We start from the raw sequence: 18,950 nt of genomic DNA, 5'->3' as shown, positions 1-18,950 counted from the left end.
CCTGCTGCAAATCTGCATAAGGGTTGCGACTTTAGTCCGGTGGCGGGCACGTGGCGCCGGTCCATACTCATGGTTCGCCCTTCAATAACAACAAGTACCGGGTTGCGAACCAATGACCTATCAGCACAGTTACGCCCATTCCATCGCCGATCCTGCGGCCTTTTGGCAGGCCCAGGCCGACCAGCTGGCCTGGCAGCGCAAGCCGACGTTGACCCTGCAGCAGAACCCCGACGGCACCCACCGCTGGTTCGCCGACGGCCGCCTGAACAGCTGTCATCTGGCCCTCGACCATCAGATCGAGCTGGGCCGGGGCGAGCAGTTGGCGCTGATCTACGACTCGCCGGTGACCGGCGTGCAGCAAACCTACACCTACCTGCAGCTGCGCGACGAAGTGGCGCGCTTGGCCGGCCTCTTGCGCACACTTGGGGTGGGCAAGGGCGACGGAGTGATCATCTACATGCCGATGGTGCCGCAGGCGGCCATGGCCATGCTCGCCTGCGCACGCATTGGCGCGGTGCATTCGGTGGTGTTCGGCGGCTTTGCCGCCAACGAACTGGCCCTGCGTATCGATGATGCCCGGCCGGTGTTGCTGCTCACCGCTTCCTGCGGGCTGGAGTTCGACCGGGTGATCGAATACAAACCGCTGGTCGACCGTGCGCTGCAACTGGCTCGCCACCAGCCCAGGCAGGTGCTGGTGCTGCAGCGCCCGCAGGCGCGTGCCGAACTGCAGCCGGGGCGCGACCTGGACTGGCAGCAAGCGCTGGCCGGTGCCGAGCCGGTGGCCCCGGTCGAGCTGGATGCTGGCGATCCGCTGTACATCATGTATACCTCCGGCACCACCGGTAAACCCAAGGGCATCGTCCGTGAAAACGGCGGTAACGCGGTGGCCCTGTGCTACGCCATGCGCCACATCTATGGCATGCAGGCGGGCGATGTGTGGTGGGGCATTTCCGACGTGGGCTGGGTGGTCGGCCATTCGCTGATCGTCTACGGGCCGTTGATGAGCGGCTGCACCACGGTGTTCTACGAGGGCAAGCCGATCCGCACGCCGGATGCCTCGGCCTACTGGCGGATCGTCGAGCAATACAAGGTCAACGCGCTGTTCTGTGCGCCCACTGCCATGCGTGCGATCCGCAAGGAAGACCCAGAGGGCGAGCTGATTCGCCGCCACGACCTGGGTTCGTTGCGCCAGCTGTTCCTTGCCGGCGAAAAGCTCGACTCCAGCACCCATGAATGGCTGGAGCGGGTCAGTGGCAAGCCGGTGCACGACCACTGGTGGCAGACCGAGACCGGTTGGCCGGTCACTGCCCCCTGCGTGGGCCTCGAGGGCAGTGCGGCCCGGCCAGGCTCGAGCAACCGCGCGGTGCCGGGTTACCACGTGCAGGTGCTGGACGACGACGGCAAGCCGCTGGGGCCGAACCAGCAGGGCGCCATCGTCATCGCCTTGCCATTGCCGCCTGGCTGCAGTCAGACGCTGTGGGGCGATCACGAGCGCTATCTGCAGGCCTATCTGCACAACTACCCGGGGTATTACCACACCGGTGACGGTGGCTACCTGGACGACGACGGTTTCGTCTACATCATGGGCCGCACCGACGATGTGATTAACGTCTCGGGCCATCGCCTGTCGACCGGCGAGATGGAGGACCTGGTGGCACGCCACCCGGCGGTGGCCGAATGCGCCGTGATCGGTGTGCACGACGAGATCAAGGGCCAGGTGCCGCTGGCGCTGGTGGTGCTCAAGGACGGGCAGGGCATCTGCGAGTTGCAGTTGCAGGGCGAGCTGGTGGCCAGTGTGCGCGAGCATATCGGCGCGCTGGCCTGTTTCAACCGGGTACGCCTGGTCAAGCGCCTGCCCAAGACCCGCTCGGGCAAGATCCTGCGTGCGGTGCTGCGCAAGATTGCCGACGGGCAGGACTATGTGCCGCCCTCGACCCTGGATGATCCAGCGGTGCTGGGGGAGATCGAGGGAGTGTTGGCGGATTTGCCAAGGGCGGGGTGACGCCATCGCCGGCAAGCCGGCTCCCACCCTGCGGCGTGCAATTGCCTGATTGTTGTGGGAGCTGGCTTGCCAGCGATGACGGCCTTTCAGGATGCGCTGTCTTGCGGCCCCACCTGATGCAACTGCCCCAGCCGGCTGCGGGTGCGCATCAGGTCGGCAATTGCCCCGCCCAGGCTTTCCTGCAGGGCCCGCTGGCCGATCACCGTCAGCTGGCGGTCCTGGTCATACAGCACATCCACCAGGTTGACGAAGCGTTGCTGCGCCGCCAGCGAACATTCGGCCAGGTCGTCCAGCCCGTCGATGATCCATTGATCGTATTGCTCGGCCAGCGCCAGGTAGTCGATCACTGCGGTGGGCTGTTCGCACAACCCGTTGAAGCTGAACATCACCCGCCGGCCATCCACCGCCAGGGCACGCAATGGCCGGTTGTTGACCTGCAGCGTGGTCGGCTGCCGGGTGGGCAGGTCAAGGTCCTGGCGCTGCGCCGTATCCCCTGGCCAGACGTAACGCCCCTGGGTGAAGCACTGGTGCTCGCGGTTGGCCGGCAGGCTGCGAAAATCGGTATCGCCGCCTACTTCCAGCACCTGCATGCGGCCATTGATCAGGCGGATCACCGGCAGGAAGCGTTCGTGGTACAGCGGGTTGGGCAGCAGCCCTTCGGGTGCGTAGTTGGAGGTCACCAGCAGGAAGATGCCGCGTTCGAACAGGGCATTGAACAGCCGGGTCAGCAGCATGGCGTCGCCGATGTCGTGCACGTGGAACTCATCGAAGCACAGCAGCTGCACGTCACCCAACAATTCGTCGAGGGTCGCCGCCATGGCATCGTCCAGTGCCCGGTGGCGGTGCATGCCCTGGTGCAGGCGGGCGAAGAAGTCATGAAAGTGCAGGCGACGTTTCTGCGCCACCGGCACAGCCTCGAAGAAGTTGTCGAGCAGCCAGCTCTTGCCGCGGCCAACCGAGCCGTGCAGGTACAGGCTGCGTGGCTGTCCGCCGTCGAGGGCCGCCAACTGCGCGGCCATGGCTTCGATCACCCGACACTGGCCGTCGCTCAGGGTGTAGCCGCGTTCGGCGGCCTTGTCCTGGAAATGCGCCATCAACGCGCCGGCCTGTGGGGCAGGGCCGCGCAGGCGTTGGTTGAGTTGGCGCAGGGGGGCTGGAATCCAGGTGGACAACGGCATGCTCCTAGGCAGGGAAAGGGCAGGGCGCAGTGTGCGCGACGGGGATTCTGACCAATCGGGAACGGGCCCGGCAAGCCCATTAAACGGGCTTGCACGTCTACTGTAGGAGCGGCCTTGTGTCGCGATAGGGCTGCAGAGCAGCCCCGGCGATTTCTGCTTTCACGCACAAATCCGGGGGCCGCGCTGCGGCCCTATCGTGACACAAGGCCGCTCCTACAAGAGGGCAGTGCTTTCACAACGGGCGGTGGATGGGCCAGGCAAAACTGGCGATTTTTACTAACCTCCTGTTTTTCTGCGTTTTTTTTGAAAAAAAGCTTCCCACCTGCAAACAACGCTGGTAAAGTGCCGGTCATTCCCGAGCAGCAACCAGCTGAACGGTGAAAGATCAGATCGACAGTGCATCAGTCACTCGTCATATCCGATACAGGGGCGTCGCCAAGCGGTAAGGCAGCAGGTTTTGATCCTGCCATGCGTTGGTTCGAATCCAGCCGCCCCTGCCATTTCCTCTATCTCTACGCAGTATCACGCTATCGCCTCATGGCGATTTTTTCGTTTCTGTTCCCCGGTTTTTCAGCAGCTCGGCCAGTGCCAGGGCCAGCACGTGTTCGTGCACCGGTTTCTGGATCAACAGGCTGTTCGGCAGCTCCATGTTGTCCAGCTCGGCGTAGCCGGTGAGGAACACTACCGGCAGTTTCGGAAAACGTTCGCGGGCCGCCAGGGCCAGTTGCGCGCCATTGAACTCTGGCATGGCGAAGTCGGTGAGCAGCAGGTCGGTGCGTTCGTCGATCTGGGCCAGGGCTTGTTCGCCGCTGTGCGCCTCGCGTACCTGGTAGCCCAGGCGGCGCAACAGATCGCCAATCAATTCACGTACCAGATGGTCGTCATCCACCAGCAGGATGTGGCGGTTGGCGCCATCGGCCAGCAGGCTGCAGGCCCTGGACGGGTCCGGCTGCGCGGCGCTGGCCTGTACCCGGACGGCGGGCAGGTACACGCTGACCTGGGTGCCGCGCCCTGGTGTGCTCTGCAGGCTCACGCCGCCACCGGATTGCTTGGCGAAGCCGAATACCTGGGCCAGGCCCAGCCCCGAGCCCTTGCCGACGCCCTTGGTGGTAAAGAACGGCTCGAACACCTTGGCCGCGACCTCTTCGCTCATGCCGCAACCGCTGTCGCGAATGCTCAATATCACGTACTCACCGGGCTCCGGGTCTTGCGGGTTGCGCGGCGGGGCGCTGATACGGGTGTTGCGGGTGGCCAGGGTCAGTTGGCCGCCGCCGGGCATGGCATCGCGAGCGTTGATCGCCAGGTTGAGGATGGTCATCTCGGTCTGGGTCGGGTCGGTGAGCGCTTGCCACAGCTGGGTGTCGAGCTCCAGGCGTACCGAGATGCTGCCACCCAGGGTACGTCGCAGCAACTCCTCCAGCCCGGACAGGGTCCGGTTGAGGTCCAACGCCACAGGCTCCAGGCGCTGCTTGCGCGAGAATGCCAACAGTTGCGCGGTCAACTTGGCGCCGCGCTCGCCGGCCTCGCGAATGTTCTGCAGACGCTTGCCGGCGTTGTCCAGCCGGCCGTTATCCAGCTCGTTCTGCAGGAAACTGGCGCCGGTGAGAATGACCGTCAGCAGGTTGTTGAAATCGTGGGCCACCCCGGCGGTGAGCTGGCCGACCGCTTCCAGCCGTTGCATCTGCTGCAGCGCGGCCTCGACGCGCTCACGTTCGGCAATCTGCTCGCGCAGGCGTTCGTTGGCCTCGGCCAGCTCCAGGGCGGCTTCGCGCTCGCTGCTGATGTCGCGGGCTACTACGTGCAACAGCGTGTCGTCCGCCACCACCACCCAGGACAGCCAGCGCTGTTGGCCGCTGGCGTGCAGGATGCGACCGATGAAGCGTGCACTGCTGTGGCCGAGCGACAAGGTGGCGAGCTGTGCGAGCAAAGCATCCTGATCATCCTCAGGCAGCAACTGCAGCAGCGAGATCTGCCCCAGGCGTTCACGGCTGAAGCCCAGGCAGGCCTCCCAGGCCGGGTTCAGCGCCACGGGGGTGAGGTCCTTGTTCAGTACTGCCAGCAAGTCCTGGGACAACTCCCAGGCGCGGTCGCGCTCGCGGGTGCGGCGCTCGACGCGCTCACCGAGCATTTCATTGAGTTGCTCCAGGGCACGGGTGGCCTGGCGCTGGTTGTGGATGTCCTGCAGCACCCCGGAAAACCGTACGCAGCGGCCTTCGCTGAACTGGGTCTGGCCGCTGGACAGCAGCCAGCGTGGCTCCAGGCCGCCGGGCTGGGCGATGCGGAACTCAACCCGGTAACTGCCATCACTGTCCGGCTGCATGGCTTGATCGACCGCCTCGCGCACCCGCGGCAGGTCATCGGGGTAAACGCCGGCATAGAACAGGTCGAGGTTCATTGTGGTGTCGAGCGGCACGCCGAACAGCATCTTGCAGCGTTCATCCCAACGCATCAGGCCATCCTGCGGCTGATAGTCCCAGGTGCCCATGCCAGCGGCGTCGATGGCGAAGCGCGCGCGTGCCTGCACATCCGCCAGGGCTTGTTCGGCGTGGCGCCGGCGTTGACGCTCCTGCACTTCGCCCAAGGCCCGACGCACGGCCTTGGGCAGCAGTGGCAGGTTCTTCTTCAGCACATAGTCGGTGGCACCCAGGCGGATCATCTCTACTGCGTGTTCTTCGCCGTAGATACCGGAGAGGAAGATGAACGGTACGTCCGGTGCCAGGCGCTGGGCCGTGGCCAAGACGTCGGCGCCGGACGAACTCGGCAGCACGCAGTCGCAGAGGATCAGGTCGAAGCGGCCTTCGCGCAGGGCCTGCTCGGCACCGACATGCTCGAACACCCGCTGTGGCTGCACCTGCAGCCCGCTGCGCTCCAGGCGTAACAGGATCAGTTCGGCATCCATGCTGCTGTCTTCGACCATCAGCAGTTTCAACGGTGTTTGCTGCATCGTGCCGGCCTCAGTGGTTCAGGTGCTTCGCGCCGGGCGCGGGTTCGTCGAGCAGTGCCCAGAACACCTTGAGGCCGGCGATGGCGCTGACGAAGTCCTTGAACTCCACGGGTTTGACCAGATAAGCGCTGACGCCCAGTTCATGGGCGCGCTGCAGATCGGGCTGTTCCTGGGACGAGGTCAGCATGACGATCGCAATACTGCGCAACAGCGGGTGGGCGCGCACCTGCGCCAGCACCTCCAGGCCATCGACCTTGGGCAGTTTGAGGTCGAGCAGCATCACGGCCGGGTTACCCTCGGCACGCCCGGCGTAAGTGTTGCGCCGCAACAGGTAGTCCAGGGCATCGGCACCGTCGCGCAGGACGATCACTTCGTTGGCCAGCTGGCTGCGCTCCAGTGCCAGCTGGGTCAGCTCCAGGTCCCTGGGATTGTCTTCGACCAGCAGGATGGGCTTGAGCATGATCGTCAGCGGCCTCAGGCAGTCGTCGGTTGGTGAGGGAGGGTGAAGTGGAAGCTGGCGCCCTGGCCGAGCTGGCCGGTGGCCCACACCCGGCCATCGTGGCGCTCGATGATCCGCCGCACGCTGGCCAGGCCGATGCCGGTGCCTTCGAACTCCTCCATGCGGTGCAGGCGCTGGAACACGCCGAACAACTTGTCGACGTAGGCCATGTCGAAGCCCACCCCGTTGTCGCGCACGTACACCTCGGTTTCGTGGCGGTGGCGCACGGCGCCGATCTCGATATGGGCGGATTCGCGGCCACGGCTGTACTTGATGGCGTTGGCGATCAGGTTGTGCAGGACCATGTTGATGAACGCCGGATCGGCGATCACCTTGGGCAGTGGCGCCACCGCCCAGCTGATCGTCCGCCCGGCGTAGTCCGGTGCCAACTCCGTGCGGATCACCTCGACCAGCGCATTCAAGTCGACATCGCAGGGGCGCAGCGCCGAACGGCCCATCTGCGAGAAGTTGAGCAGGTTGTCGACCAGGGTGCCGGCAAACTGCGCGGCCTCCTCGATATGGCCGAGGAAGCGCTTGCCACGCTCGGTCAACTGCGCGCCTTCGACCTCGCCCAACAACTCGCTGTAGCCGGCGATGTGCCGCAGCGGTGCGCGCAAATCATGGGACACGCTGTAGGAGAACGCCTCAAGTTCCTGGTTCGAACGCTTCAGCTCGCCCGCCAGCTGCGCCAGTTCCTCGGCCTTGCGCAGGACAATGCCCAGCACCGCGCCGCGCAGTTTGGTCGCGGCTTCGATAATCAGCGGGTCCCAGGCGGCACTGAAATCACGGACTTCCTGCTGCCAGCAGTCGAAACTGTGCCGGGGATTGAGGTTGCCCAACGGGCCTGCCTGTTTTTCCGGGCGCCCGGCCCAGTTCACCGTGTGTGCCTGTTCGGGACGGAACCACAGCAGGTAGTGCGATTGCAGCTGCGAGATGGCCACCGCCAGCACGCCGGCGGCATGCTCGGCCAGCTCTGGTAGCGCTTCGACGTCGCGGCGTGCATTGTCGGTGTGGAACAGCGTCTCGTCGCCACGCTCGCCCAGCCAACGCACCAGGGCATTGACCTGCGCCGCCGGTGGCGTTTTGCCAATCAGGTCGCAGCGCTCGGCGCTGATGATCGCCGCGCCCGAAGCCCCGGCAAACTGCAGCATCACCTCGGGCAGGGCCAGCAAGCCTGCGCTGACGCTGTCGTGGTCGGCCATCGACGTGACCATGCGCACGATGTGCTGGCGCAGGTCGAGTAGCCGGCGCGTGCTGGCGTGCTGTTCGTGGGCTTCGATCTGCAGCGACAGCACATTGGCCAGCAGTTCGCAGGCGGTGCGGGTCTGCACGCCAGCCGCGCGGGGTTGGTCGTGGTGGCAGGAGATCAGCCCCCAGAGCTGGTCATCGACCACGATCGACAGCGACATCGAGGCCTGGGTGCCCATGTTGCGCATGTACTGCAGGTGCACCGGCGAGACGCTGCGCAACGTCGCGAAGCTCATGTCCAGGGCCTTGCCGGTGCGCGGGTTGGTGGCAGGCAGCAGCGGGGAGGGCTGGTAGTCGGCGTCCTCGATCACCCGGATGCGGTTGATGCGGTAAAGCTCACGGGCCTGGCGTGGGATGTCCGAGGCCGGGAAGCACTGGCCCAGGTAGCGCGGGTAGCCGGGGTCGGCGTCCTCGGCGAGCACCGTGCCGGTGCCCTGGGCATCGAAACTGTAGGCCTTGACCCGGCCGAAGCCGGTGATGCGCTTGATCTGCCGCACCGCTCGCTGCAGCAGTTCTTCGATGCTGGTGGCCTGGTGCAAGGTGCTGATGAACGCACGTACCAGCGGGTAGTAGTCGCCTTGCTGGGCGTCCGTTTCGCGACAGGTTTCGAATTCGAGGATGAGCACCTGGTCGTGGCGGTGGGCCAGCACCCGCAGCGTGGCCTGGCAGGGCGCTTGCTCGTGCAGGCGCACATCACCGATATGAAAGGGGAAGACTTCGTCAACGGGCAGGCGGCCCAGCTGGCGACGCAGGTCGAAGGTACTGTCGAGTAGTGTGGGCAGGGCCTGGCCAAGCAGCTCGCTGGCTGACCTGCCCAACCATTGCTTGATGTTTTCGCTGGCCTGCAGGATGCGCAGGTCATGCTCGTCCAGTACCAGCAGGAAGCCTTGGGGCTGGATGCTGCCAGGCACCTGAATCGGTTCCTGGGCGCAACGCTCGATGGCTTGGTCGAGCGGGTCAGGGGTGATGCTCAAAGGTATCTCCTGCAGGTTCCGTCCATGCACGAAACATGAAGGTAACAGAAGGCTGGATGTTTTTGTCGGAACAAGGTGTTTGGCTTGTGGGACGTACTGATGCACGCCCGGGGGCAGGGTGAAATTTCTCAGAGATTGACGCCTGTTTCCCACGCCTTGCCAGCCCTTTTCATTAATGCCAAAGAGGGGGATCCCGCGGCTGTTCGGATCCGATCGCGCTGCTACGCTCAAGCTCAACCCTTCCAGACAAGGATCGACCGCTGATGCAACGCTTGATGGCCGCGCTGTTGGGCCTGTGGTTGAGCGGCAGTGCCGTGGCTGCAGAGTTTCTCGTTGACGTGCAGGTACGCGTGCAGCGCGGCTGCATGCTGGTCGGCCAGCAGCGCGAGGCAGGTGCCCAGGCCCTCGGGGTGATCGACCTGGGCAGCGCAGCCCGGCTGGACGGACCGGACTCGCCCTTGAGTGGCGCATTGTTCAGCCAGCGCCCGCCGCGCCTGGAGTGCAACCCCGATACCCCCTATCAAGTGCGCGTCGATGGCGGCCAGCATGGCGGCACCGGTGCGCTGCGTTACCTGGTCAGTGACGACCGCCAGGCCAAGCCGATCCCGTACCGCCTGTACCGCGACGCCGCCTGGCGCGAGCCGCTCGAGGTGGAAGTGGCGCAGTCGGCGCGGGTGCCGGGCAGCGGCTCGGTGGAACTGCCCCTGTTCGCGCGGATCGACAGCCTGGCCTGGGTGCCGCGCGCAGGCCTGTACGCCGACCTGCTCAAAGTCACGGTCACCTGGTGAGGAGCCACGCCACCATGCACAAGGACGCGCTGCAACGCACTTCGCTACTGCTGCTCACCCTCGGCCCGCTGTTGTTGCCCAATGGTGCCGCCCATGGCACCAGCACCGGCTTCATCCAGGCCCGCCTGGTGATCAGTGCTGCTTGCCAGATCGACAGCGGCCAGCAGCCGGCGTCGCTGGGCAACCCCGGGCTGATCGACTTCGGCGCCCGCGGGCCGACCTGGGACCAGCCGCTGACCAGCCGGGTGGACGAGGCAGGCGGCGAGGGCAGCCTGCAGATCAGTTGCTCGCCGCAGGTGCGTGCGTTCAGCGTGCGGATCAATGGCGGGCTCAATGGCAGCGACGGCGTGCGCCGGCTGAGCAATGGCCGTGAACTGATCCCCTATCAACTGGCAGTCGATCCCAGCGGCAATGGTCGCTATGTGGTCGGCCAGGCCCGTACCTTCACCATCAGCGGCACGCAGCAGGTGCCCGTGCCTATCTACGGCGTGGTGGTCGCGCAACCGCGCGCGCTGCCTGCCGGGCTGTACCGCGACACCCTCAGGGTGACACTGGACTGGTAACACGCAAGGAGACCCTCATGCCCATGCACATGACTCGCTGCATCCTCGTCGGCCTTGGCCTGGCGCTGGCTGCCCAGGCCCAGGCGGCCACCGTCACCGGCACCATCAGCTCGACCCTGACGCTGACCGCCGCCTGCCAGGTCAACGGCGCTGGCGGCACTTCGGGGCTGAACTTCGGCAACCTCAATTTCGGCACCCAGGATTCACTGTTCACCACGGCCAACGGGCAAGTGCTCGGTGGCGGCGGCGGTGCCATGAGCATCCTCTGCTCTGCGGGCACGATACCGGTGATCAAGGTGCGGGCCGGATCCCACGACGGACAGTCAACCGGCGGTACCCGCGCGCTGGCCGATGGCTCCGGCAACTTCGTGCCCTATGACTTCTATACCGACGCGGGGCACACGACCCCGCTGGCGATCGACGGCACCATCACCCTGCCGACCAGCACCGGCGTGGCGCAGACCGTCAACCTGTATGGCCAGGCGCGCGGCAAGGCGGGCCTGCCGGCCGGGGTGTACACCGACACGGTGGCGGTCGAGCTGAGCTTCTGAGTCATGCCGAGCGCATGGCGGCTGGCGGGTGCAGGGCTGGGCCTGTTGTTGGCGCAAGGCGCGTTGGCCGCGACCGGCAGTACCTTCCAGGTGAGCGCGCAGATCGTTGCCGGCTGCCTGGTGGTCGGCGGGGTGACCACCTATGGCGTGCTGGACTTCGGCACCAGTTCGGCATTGTCCACGGCCACCTTGAGCACTTCGCTCGGCGGCACCACGGTGACCTTCCAGTGCACCCCCGGGGTGGCCATGAGCATGAGCCTGGACGGCGGCCAGAACAGCGCCAGCGGCACCCGCAACCTCAAGCGCAGCGGCGGCAGCCAGCTGCTGGCCTACCAGCTGTACCGCGACGCCGCCTTCAGCCAGAGCCTGGCCATCGGCAGCAGCGTCACCCTGAGCTACAGCGACCCGACGGCGATCAAGTTGCCGGTCTACGGCCGTACGACCTTGCCCGGCACCCTGCCGGCGGGGACCTATACCGATGTGGTGCAAGTGACGGTGAGCTGGTGACGCCGGCGCCGTGAACCAATGGATGCAGAAGGAGAGGGGCATGGGGGCAAGCGCGAAACTGGCGCAAACGCTATTCGGGATGCTGCTGGTCGGTACCCAGGCCATGGCGGCGACGTCGGTGCTGATCTGGCCGATCGACCCGGTGCTGGAGGCTGAACAGAAGGCCGGCGCGCTGTGGCTGGAAAACCGTGGTTCGGCGCCGGCCAGCCTGCAGGTGCGGGTGTTCGCCTGGCGCCAGGGTGAGTACCAGGAGCAGTTCCAGGCCCAGCGCGAAATCATCGGCAGCCCGCCGGTGGCCAACATCGCGCCGGGGCAGAAGCAACTGATTCGCCTGACCCGCACCGGCAGCTCGCCGGCCGGCCAGGAGCAGGCCTACCGCATCATCATCGACGAAATCCCGTCGCCGCTGCCGGCCGACACCGCCAGTGACGGGCCGAAGGCGGCAATCCGCCTGCAGATGCGCTATTCGGTGCCGTTGTTCGTCTATGGCGAAGGGTTGTGGGGCAAGCCCGACCCGGACGGCAAACGCAGTGCCGAGGGCGTGGGCAAGCCACAATTGAGCTGGCGCGCGGTGACGGTGCAGGGCAAGCCCTATGTCGAACTGCGCAATACCGGCCCGGTACACGCCCGGCTCACCGATGTGGTGTTGCAGCAAGGCGGGCAGGACAAACCCCTGGTCGAGGGGCTGCTGGGATATGTGCTGCCGGGCGCGAGCATGCGCTGGCCGGTGCCGACCGCACCCGGTGCGGCCAGTGTGCTCAAGGGGCGGGTCAACGGTCAGGAAGTTGCGCAAGCCATCCGGCAAGGGCAGTGACGCGGCATTGAACGAACGACAGGGGCCAGGGAGGACCCGCCAATGGTTGGACATCGTGCGTGAATTGGGTGCGGGTGGCAGCGCACCGTGTGTGGCTGGGCCTGGCGGTACTGGTGCCCGGTGCGGGCGTGGCCGACGAATTGCCGCCGCCACCTACCGAGCAGGCCGCCATCACCGATGCCACGCTGTACCTCGACCTGTTGGTGAACCAGGTGGGCAAGGCTGAGCTGGTGCCGGTGCAGCAGCGCGCCGGGCGCCTGTACCTGGACAGCGACGTGTTGCGCGCGGCCGGCATCAAACTGCCCGGCGAGCCCCAGGGCGAGGTGGCGCTGGACGCCATTGCCGGCCTGCACACCGACTACGACAGCCAGAACCAGCGCCTGCTGCTGCAGGTGCCGGCGACCTGGCTGCCCGACCAGCAGGTGGGCGGGCGCAGTCTGTACCCGGCCAGCGATACCCGCACCAGCTTCGGTGCCTTGTTCAACTACGACGCCTACCTTAACGACACCGATGACGGTGGTACTTACCTGGCCGCCTGGAACGAGCTGCGGCTGTTCGACGATTGGGGCACGTTTTCCACCACCGGACAGTGGCGCCAGGCGTTCAACGGTGCGCAAAGCGATACCCGGCAGGGTTTCTTGCGCTACGACACCACCTTCCGCTACACCGACGAGCAGCGCCTGCTGACCTATGAAGCCGGCGACCTGGTCACCGGCGCCTTGCCCTGGAGCACCTCGGTGCGTATCGGTGGCTTGCAGCTGTCCCGCGACTTCGGGGCGCGTCCCGACCTGGTCACCTACCCGCTGCCGGCCTTCGCCGGTGAGGCGGCGGTGCCCACCTCGCTGGACCTGTTCATCAATGGCTACAAGAGCAGTACCACCGAGCTGCAGCCGGGCCCTTACACCCTGACCAATGTGCCGTTCATCAACGGTGCCGGCGAAGCGGTGGTGGTGACCACCGATGCCCTGGGCCGGCAGGTGTCGACCACCTTGCCGTTCTATGTCACCAGCAGCCTGTTGGCCAAAGGCCTGACCGATTACTCGGTGGCTGCCGGCAGCCTGCGCCGCGATTACGCCGTGCGCGATTTTGCCTATGGGCCGGGCGTCGCCTCGGCGAGCCTGCGCCATGGCCTGACCGACTACTTCACCGTCGAGACCCATGCCGAAACTGCCGAGTCGATGGTGCTGGGCGGCCTGGGCGGCAACCTGCAACTGGGCACCTTCGGGGTGCTCAACGCCGCCGTGGCCCAGAGCCGTTTCGACGGCGACACCGGCCAGCAGGTGGCGCTGGGCTACCAGTACAACAGCCGCCGGCTGGGCTTCAACTACCAGCGCATCGAGCGCCATGGCGACTATGCCGACCTGTCGCTGGTGGACAATCCCTACACCCGGCTGAGCCGGCGCAGCGAACAGGCCACCGTGAGCCTCAACCTGGACAGCTACGGCAGCCTGGGCGCCGGCTATTTCGACGTACGGGCCGGCGATGGCACGCGCACCCGGCTGATCAACCTGAGCTGGAGCAAGCCGTTGTGGGGCAACAGCAGCCTGTACCTGTCGGCCAACCGCGATGTCGGCGACAGCCAGTGGGCAGTGCAGGCGCAACTGGTGATCCCCTTCGACCTGCACGGCACCCTGGCCTTCAGCGCCGAACGCAGCAAGGACGGCCAGGACCTGCAACGGGTCAACTACAGCCACGCGGTGCCGGTGGGCGGCGGCGTCGGCTACAACCTCGGCTATGCCACGGGCGGCACCAGCGGTGACTATCGCCAGGCCGACCTGACCTGGCGGCTGCAGTCGGTGCAGCTGCAGGCCGGGCTGTATGGCAACCCCGAGCAGATGACCCGTTGGGCGGACGCCAGCGGCTCGGTGGTGCTGATGGACGCCGGGTTGTTCGCCGCCAACCGCATCGACGACGCGTTCGTGGTGGTCAGCACCAACGGTTATGCCGATGTGCCGGTGCGCTACGAAAACCAGCAGATCGGCCGAACCGACCGCAACGGCCACCTGCTGGTGCCTTACAGCAGCGGCTACTACCGCGGCAAATACGAGATCGACCCGATGGAGCTGCCGGCCGATGTGCTGGCGCCGGAGGTGGAGCAGCGCGTGGCGGTACGCCGCGGCAGCGGCTATCTGCTGGAGTTCCCGCTCAAGCGCGTGCTGGCGGCGAGCCTGGTGCTGGTCGACGGCAACCAGCAGGAGCTCAAGCTGGGCAGCCGGGTGTTGCACCGGGAAAGTGGCGCCGAAGCGGTGGTGGGCTGGGATGGCCTGGTGTACCTGGAGAACCTGTCGCCAAACAATCATCTGCAGGTGGACAAGGCCGATGGCGGGCAATGCCAGGTCGCGTTCGAACTGCCCGACGGGGAGGGGCCGATCCCGCTGATCGGCCCACTGGTGTGCCAGTGAGGGCGGCGGCGCGTTGCGGATGGTTGCTGGCCGGCTGGATACTGCCGGGCGCGGCCTGGGCGCTGTGCTCCTCGGTGGCGACGGCGCCGGCGGCGTTCGGCACGATCAATTCGACCCTGGTGCGCACCACGGTGCAGAGCGCCTCGAGCACCAATGCGGGGCTGCAGTGCACGGGCTCGTTGCTGTCGCTGCTGGCCGCCAACGATCACTTCTATGCCACCATCACCTCCAGCACCAGCGGGCTGGTGGGGCCGACGGGTGACGTGATCCCCTACACGCTGTACGCCAACGCCACCACCAGCTACCCGATCAGTCGTGGCGTGCAGTTCGATTTCGCCCGCAACGGCATCATCGACGCCTTGGGGCTACTCAACGGCACCGTGCCCAAGAGCGTGCCGCTGTACCTCAAGACCGTGATTGGCGCCAACGTGGCGGCAGGCTTGTATCAGGAAACGCTGAACATCGCCTGGAGTTGGAACTACTGCGCGGGTGTCGGCGCCTTGGGCGTCTGTGTGCTGGGGCGGGATATCGGCAGCGGCAACCAGACCCTCACCGTCAGCCTCACGGTCAGCAACGACTGCCAGATCACCAGCCCCAACATCAACTTCGCCAGCGCGCCGGTGGTGGCCGGGTTCGGCACGGTGAACCAGAACATCAGCCTGTCGTGCACCAAGGGCAGCAGCTACACGGTGGGGCTGGATGACGGGCAGAACGTGGCGGGTGGGCGACGGCGAATGAAATCCAGCGCCGGCAACTACCTGGCCTACGACATCTTCAAGAGTGGGGGCAGCGTGCGCTGGGGGGTACTGTCGTCGGCGCGGCGCTCAAGCAGCGATGCCGATGTGAACCCCGGCAATGGCACCGGCACGGGGAGCCAGACGTTCAACTACAACGCCAAGGTGTACACCGACCAGGCCACGCCGCCAGCGGGAAGCTATCTCGACAATGTGATCCTGGATGTGCAGTTCTGAGCCGGGTGTGATCTTGGTTGTGGGAGCGGGCTTGCCCCGCGATTGGCGTCAGATCAGGCAACGATGCCAGGCATTCCGACGCCAATCGCGGGGCAAGTCGCAGCGGCGCACCGCCGCTCCCACGGTATCAGCGCAGGTCGTCGACCATCTTCAGCAGCGTCTCCAGCACCGCCCCCGCCAGCGCCTTCGAGCGCTCGCCGGACCAGCCGGTACGCGGATTCGGCGCATCGTCATGGTCCTTGAACGGCATCTCCAGGGTCAGCGACAGGCAGTCATGGGCCTGGCCCACGGCGTTGCAGGCCAAGGTCATGTTGGCCTGGCCGGGTTCGTCGCGGGTGTAGCCATACGTGGTCTGGAAGTCTTTGGTCAGGCTGCACAGCGTGCTGCGGAATTGTTCTTCGAGCTTGGCGATGCGCGGTGTGTAACCCGGGTTGCCCTCGCAGGCAGCGGTGAACACGTGGGGGATTTCCTCGTCGCCATGGGCATCGACGAAGGCGTCCACGCCATGCAGTTTCATCTGGCTCTGGGCGAAGAACACCTCGGGGCTCAGCTCGACACTGGCGTCCTGCCAGGCGCGATTGAGGTCTTTGCCCTTGAAGTTGGTGCGCAGGTGGCCGAGGAAGGCGCCGTCCGGGTTCATGTTGGGGATCAGGTACAGGTCGGCCTTGGCCAGCAGTTGCTGGATGACTTTATCGTTGGCCTGCAGGCGATCGATCACGCCCTCGATGAACCATTCGGCCATGTGCTCGCCCGGGTGCTGCTGAGCGATGATCCACAGCTTGCGCTTGCCGGCGGCGCCGTCGCCTGCACGCAGCAGCGGGATGTCACGGCCCTGCACGCTACGCCCATTGGCCAGCAGCGTTACGCCGGGGATCTGTCGGGCACGTTCGATCAGCTGGTTGTGGCGGGCGCGGGGGTAGGGTTCGAAGTAGGCGAACCACACCTGACCTTGCTCAGCTTTCAATTCGAAGCTCAGCGCCTTGCCGTCGAACTGGCTGGGCACGCGGAACCATGTCTGCTGGTCGTAGGAGGCCACGGCGTGGTAACCGGTCCAGGCATTCTTGTAGGAAGACTCGGCAGCGTTATCCAGGCTGAAGCGATGGACCTGGCCAGGGGTGAGGCCACTGACCTTGAAGTGGAACCACTGGAAGTGGCCACTGTTGGTGTCCGGGCGGATGTTCAGGTGAACCTGCGCGGGGTTGCTGGCGTCCAGCACCAGGATGTTGCCGGAATCGAAGTCGCAGTCGATGTGCAGCGGGGACAGCGTCACGGTCATTGCCAGTCTCCTGTCTTGGCGTTGTTGTGACGGTACTGTACACCGCATGGTGGCGGCGTTGTGCAGGGAATGTCGGCTTGGCCATCAGCTCTCAAGGGCTGACGCGCTCCTACACAGGGATCGCGAAGCCTTCAGGCCCACAAACCCAACGCCAGCAGTGCGGCGACACCCAGCCCGAGCGCAATCGAACAGCCACCCAGGGACAACGCCGCGCGCCCTTGTCGATACCAGCCGTCGTCACCCAGTTGGCGTGCCGGCGCAAGCAGGCTGCGCCAGCGCAATTCGGTTTGCTGGAAGGCACGCAGATGTTCGGGGGCCGCATCCAGCCAGCGGCGGAAGTCGATGCGTTCGCTGGCGGTCACTTCAGGGCTTTGCAGGCGCACATACCATTGCCCGGCAATGCTGGCCACGGCGTCGCCTTGCGCGCGGGTGGTCTGCAGGGCCTGGTTCATGTGGCGTTCGATGCTGATCAAGGGCAGGTCGAGGCGTTCGGCGATGGCGGCGAAGCCCAGCTGGTCGAGGCGGTTGAGCAAAAAGACTTGCTGCACCCGGCGCGGCAGGCGTTTGAGCGCATGCATCAGGTTGTCCTGAGCATGCTGCTCGGCGATTTGGGGTTCATGCTCAAGGGGCAGTAGCAAGCGGGTCATGAACAGCTCCTTGCTCATTAGGGGAGGAGTGGGGGCATCTTCCTTGACGCGAGATCAGCTTAAGCTTAACGAGATTGATTCTCAAGTGCTGATTCAGCAAAGATTTGTAATGAGCGTTCACGTCCTGACACAGTTTTGCTATCATCGCCGGCATTAACGATCTTCATTAGCCTGAAGAGCCAAAAAAAATGACCCGGCAAAAAGCCGGGTCAAAAACCGTGATTAGCCTGATGAGGAGATAATCTGAGCGTCCGACCTGAGGACGTTGCAGGTTATCCAGCCGGTCTCGCGACCTGCTAAGCGCAATAATAATGGTTATCATTTGCCAGTCAAATGATTTTTCCGGTTATCGGTAAAATAATCTTCCTGACGCGCTCCTCGTCCCCGGCAGACGGGGTTTTTGCCGTTCGTCGGCTATCACGTTCTCCCTTCTATACCGTCCCTTGTTCCGTGGTTTGGCGCTGCTCCAGCAGGGCCCGCGCCATGTTGACCATGTGCATCAGGGCAAATATCACATCCCGTGTCGTGCCCTGCAGATGGGCGCCTGTTTCCTGAGCGGTGGATGCTGCGCAGCGCAACAGGGCCAGGGCGTGTTCGTTCGCCTGAGCCCCAGTGACGCCTTCGCGCAGGGTCCACAGTGGGCGCTGCAGCTCTGACGGGTTGGGGGTGGGGTTGAGGTAGAAGTCGAGGGCGCGGCGGGCGGCCTCTTCGTCGAGATCTGTTTCTTCTTTTTTCGAATTGCTCATGACTGCACCTATGAAATCCGTTCCAGGACAATGAGCGAATGATGTTAGGTCATTCTGTATTATTGGCATCTGCTAAGATAATTCAGGATGTGTATTGAAGCCATTCATCCAGTCCGTATCGTTCACAGCCATGGAAAACTGGATCGAATTTCTCTCGCGCTACAAGCACGAGCACAACCTCAAGCAATACCAACTGGCCGAACGCTTAGGGATGACCCAGGGCGGTCTCGGCCATTGGTTGCGTGGCACGCGCCGGCCCACCCTGGAGACCGTCAACGAAAAACTGGAGCAGCTTGGGCTGGTGTACCTGGAGGCGCGGGTGATGGTGGTCGAGCGCGATGTCATGGCGCGCGAGGACCGGGGTGTTTACGCGGTGGGCCGTCCGCTTTCGGTCAATGCCATGCGCCATGCCAGTTTCCGCTTCCCGGTGTTGAGCTGGGCCGACTTGCAGGGCGCGCTGCCCGAGTCCAGTGAAACCCAGGAACTGACTGGCTATATGCCTGCCGGCAATGCGTTCTGGTTACCGGTGGAGAACGACTCGATGAACGCCGCCAGTGGCAGAAGCCTGCCGCAGGGCGTGCTGGTGTTGGTGGATGCCGGGATCGAGGTTGCGCCAGGCCGGCTGGTGGTGGCCCGGCAACCGGGCAAGCCAGCGGTGCTGAGGGAGTTGATCGAGGAGGGTGGGCAGCGGATGCTCAGGCCGCTCAATACCTTGTATCCCACCGTGCTGTGCGAGGAGGGGTGCGAGTTTCTGGGGGTTGTGGTGCGGATGCACGGGGTGCTGTAGTGGCTTGGGCGGGCCTCATCGCGGGGCAAGTCGCATCGGCGCACCGCCGCTCC

General features: G+C 65.2%; 16 protein-coding genes and 1 tRNA gene. 10 read left to right on the top strand and 7 right to left on the bottom strand.

Going from position 1 to position 18,950, the window contains the following annotated elements; genetic code table 11:
* Positions 1 to 112 precede the first annotated feature (112 nt).
* Positions 113 to 2,002, top strand: coding sequence for a propionyl-CoA synthetase (locus RTH46_RS09825; RefSeq protein ID WP_316905574.1), 1,890 nt, complete (start codon positions 113 to 115; stop codon positions 2,000 to 2,002).
* 86 nt (positions 2,003 to 2,088) lie between these two features.
* On the opposite strand, the gene zapE is transcribed toward RTH46_RS09825, so the two are convergent.
* The gene (gene zapE, locus RTH46_RS09820; protein ID WP_316905573.1) at positions 2,089 to 3,174 is read right to left on the bottom strand and encodes a cell division protein ZapE; all 1,086 of its coding nucleotides are present in this window, start codon (positions 3,172 to 3,174) and stop codon (positions 2,089 to 2,091) included.
* A 431-nt stretch (positions 3,175 to 3,605) separates the two neighbouring features.
* On the opposite strand from zapE, the gene RTH46_RS09815 reads away from it, so the two are divergent.
* Positions 3,606 to 3,680 (top strand) — tRNA-Gln (locus RTH46_RS09815).
* 35 nt (positions 3,681 to 3,715) lie between these two features.
* On the opposite strand, the gene RTH46_RS09810 is transcribed toward RTH46_RS09815, so the two are convergent.
* Genes RTH46_RS09810 through RTH46_RS09800 form a run of 3 tightly spaced genes read right to left on the bottom strand, consistent with a single transcriptional unit; the run spans position 3,716 to position 8,839 of the window.
* On the bottom strand, positions 3,716 to 6,124 hold the full coding sequence (locus RTH46_RS09810; RefSeq protein ID WP_316905572.1) for a response regulator: 2,409 nt from the start codon (positions 6,122 to 6,124) through the stop codon (positions 3,716 to 3,718).
* Between the two features lie 10 nt (positions 6,125 to 6,134).
* The gene (locus RTH46_RS09805; protein ID WP_279846964.1) at positions 6,135 to 6,584 is read right to left on the bottom strand and encodes a response regulator; all 450 of its coding nucleotides are present in this window, start codon (positions 6,582 to 6,584) and stop codon (positions 6,135 to 6,137) included.
* A gap of 14 nt (positions 6,585 to 6,598) precedes the next feature.
* Positions 6,599 to 8,839, bottom strand: a complete 2,241-nt coding sequence (locus tag RTH46_RS09800) for an ATP-binding protein (protein ID WP_316905664.1) — start codon at positions 8,837 to 8,839, stop codon at positions 6,599 to 6,601.
* A gap of 269 nt (positions 8,840 to 9,108) precedes the next feature.
* Between RTH46_RS09800 and RTH46_RS09795 the strand changes: the two genes are divergently transcribed.
* The 7 genes from RTH46_RS09795 to RTH46_RS09765 all read left to right on the top strand — a co-directional run bounded on the left by RTH46_RS09795 (position 9,109) and on the right by RTH46_RS09765 (position 15,441).
* Positions 9,109 to 9,633, top strand: coding sequence for a spore coat U domain-containing protein (locus RTH46_RS09795; protein WP_410478557.1), 525 nt, complete (start codon positions 9,109 to 9,111; stop codon positions 9,631 to 9,633).
* Positions 9,634 to 9,662: 29 nt separating this feature from the next.
* The gene (locus tag RTH46_RS09790) at positions 9,663 to 10,196 is read left to right on the top strand and encodes a spore coat U domain-containing protein (protein ID WP_316905662.1); all 534 of its coding nucleotides are present in this window, start codon (positions 9,663 to 9,665) and stop codon (positions 10,194 to 10,196) included.
* A 17-nt stretch (positions 10,197 to 10,213) separates the two neighbouring features.
* On the top strand, positions 10,214 to 10,747 hold the full coding sequence (locus RTH46_RS09785; protein ID WP_316905571.1) for a spore coat U domain-containing protein: 534 nt from the start codon (positions 10,214 to 10,216) through the stop codon (positions 10,745 to 10,747).
* 3 nt (positions 10,748 to 10,750) lie between these two features.
* Complete coding sequence (locus RTH46_RS09780; protein WP_316905570.1) at positions 10,751 to 11,254, top strand: spore coat U domain-containing protein; 504 nt, start codon at positions 10,751 to 10,753, stop codon at positions 11,252 to 11,254.
* 40 nt (positions 11,255 to 11,294) lie between these two features.
* The gene (locus RTH46_RS09775; RefSeq protein ID WP_316905569.1) at positions 11,295 to 12,068 is read left to right on the top strand and encodes a molecular chaperone; all 774 of its coding nucleotides are present in this window, start codon (positions 11,295 to 11,297) and stop codon (positions 12,066 to 12,068) included.
* A 74-nt stretch (positions 12,069 to 12,142) separates the two neighbouring features.
* Positions 12,143 to 14,470, top strand: coding sequence for a fimbria/pilus outer membrane usher protein (locus RTH46_RS09770; RefSeq protein ID WP_371923684.1), 2,328 nt, complete (start codon positions 12,143 to 12,145; stop codon positions 14,468 to 14,470).
* Positions 14,467 to 15,441, top strand: coding sequence for a spore coat U domain-containing protein (locus RTH46_RS09765; protein WP_316905568.1), 975 nt, complete (start codon positions 14,467 to 14,469; stop codon positions 15,439 to 15,441). The genes RTH46_RS09770 and RTH46_RS09765 overlap by 4 nt, the downstream gene beginning before the upstream one ends.
* A gap of 127 nt (positions 15,442 to 15,568) precedes the next feature.
* Here RTH46_RS09765 and RTH46_RS09760 read toward each other — a convergent pair whose 3' ends face one another.
* The 3 genes from RTH46_RS09760 to RTH46_RS09750 form a co-directional block, all read right to left on the bottom strand.
* Positions 15,569 to 16,717 (bottom strand): M14-type cytosolic carboxypeptidase, encoded by a 1,149-nt coding sequence (locus RTH46_RS09760; protein WP_153786545.1) that lies wholly within the window; start codon positions 16,715 to 16,717, stop codon positions 15,569 to 15,571.
* Between the two features lie 131 nt (positions 16,718 to 16,848).
* Positions 16,849 to 17,364 carry a DUF4880 domain-containing protein gene (locus tag RTH46_RS09755; RefSeq protein WP_316905567.1) on the bottom strand — a complete coding sequence of 172 codons (516 nt, stop codon included), beginning with the start codon at positions 17,362 to 17,364 and terminating at the stop codon, positions 16,849 to 16,851.
* 431 nt (positions 17,365 to 17,795) lie between these two features.
* Positions 17,796 to 18,110, bottom strand: coding sequence for a DUF6124 family protein (locus RTH46_RS09750; RefSeq protein ID WP_153786543.1), 315 nt, complete (start codon positions 18,108 to 18,110; stop codon positions 17,796 to 17,798).
* Between the two features lie 130 nt (positions 18,111 to 18,240).
* On the opposite strand from RTH46_RS09750, the gene RTH46_RS09745 reads away from it, so the two are divergent.
* Complete coding sequence (locus tag RTH46_RS09745; protein ID WP_279847036.1) at positions 18,241 to 18,897, top strand: LexA family protein; 657 nt, start codon at positions 18,241 to 18,243, stop codon at positions 18,895 to 18,897.
* Positions 18,898 to 18,950: the final 53 nt, after the last annotated feature.

The organism is Pseudomonas sp. zfem004, assembly GCF_032621715.1.
Classification (GTDB): Bacteria; Pseudomonadota; Gammaproteobacteria; order Pseudomonadales; family Pseudomonadaceae; genus Aquipseudomonas; species Aquipseudomonas sichuanensis.
The sequence above is the reverse complement of the archived record's forward strand: the minus strand, read 5'-3'. Positions and strand labels throughout refer to the sequence as shown.

Coding starts and splice junctions, on each gene's coding strand:
- RTH46_RS09825 (WP_316905574.1), top strand. CDS start 113: ATGACCTATCAGCACAGTTACGCCCATTCCATCGCCGATCCTGCGGCC.
- RTH46_RS09810 (WP_316905572.1), bottom strand. CDS start 6,124: ATGCAGCAAACACCGTTGAAACTGCTGATGGTCGAAGACAGCAGCATG.
- RTH46_RS09805 (WP_279846964.1), bottom strand. CDS start 6,584: ATGCTCAAGCCCATCCTGCTGGTCGAAGACAATCCCAGGGACCTGGAG.
- RTH46_RS09795 (WP_410478557.1), top strand. CDS start 9,109: ATGCAACGCTTGATGGCCGCGCTGTTGGGCCTGTGGTTGAGCGGCAGT.
- RTH46_RS09785 (WP_316905571.1), top strand. CDS start 10,214: ATGCCCATGCACATGACTCGCTGCATCCTCGTCGGCCTTGGCCTGGCG.
- RTH46_RS09780 (WP_316905570.1), top strand. CDS start 10,751: ATGCCGAGCGCATGGCGGCTGGCGGGTGCAGGGCTGGGCCTGTTGTTG.
- RTH46_RS09775 (WP_316905569.1), top strand. CDS start 11,295: ATGGGGGCAAGCGCGAAACTGGCGCAAACGCTATTCGGGATGCTGCTG.
- RTH46_RS09760 (WP_153786545.1), bottom strand. CDS start 16,717: ATGACCGTGACGCTGTCCCCGCTGCACATCGACTGCGACTTCGATTCC.
- RTH46_RS09755 (WP_316905567.1), bottom strand. CDS start 17,364: ATGACCCGCTTGCTACTGCCCCTTGAGCATGAACCCCAAATCGCCGAG.
- RTH46_RS09750 (WP_153786543.1), bottom strand. CDS start 18,110: ATGAGCAATTCGAAAAAAGAAGAAACAGATCTCGACGAAGAGGCCGCC.
- RTH46_RS09745 (WP_279847036.1), top strand. CDS start 18,241: ATGGAAAACTGGATCGAATTTCTCTCGCGCTACAAGCACGAGCACAAC.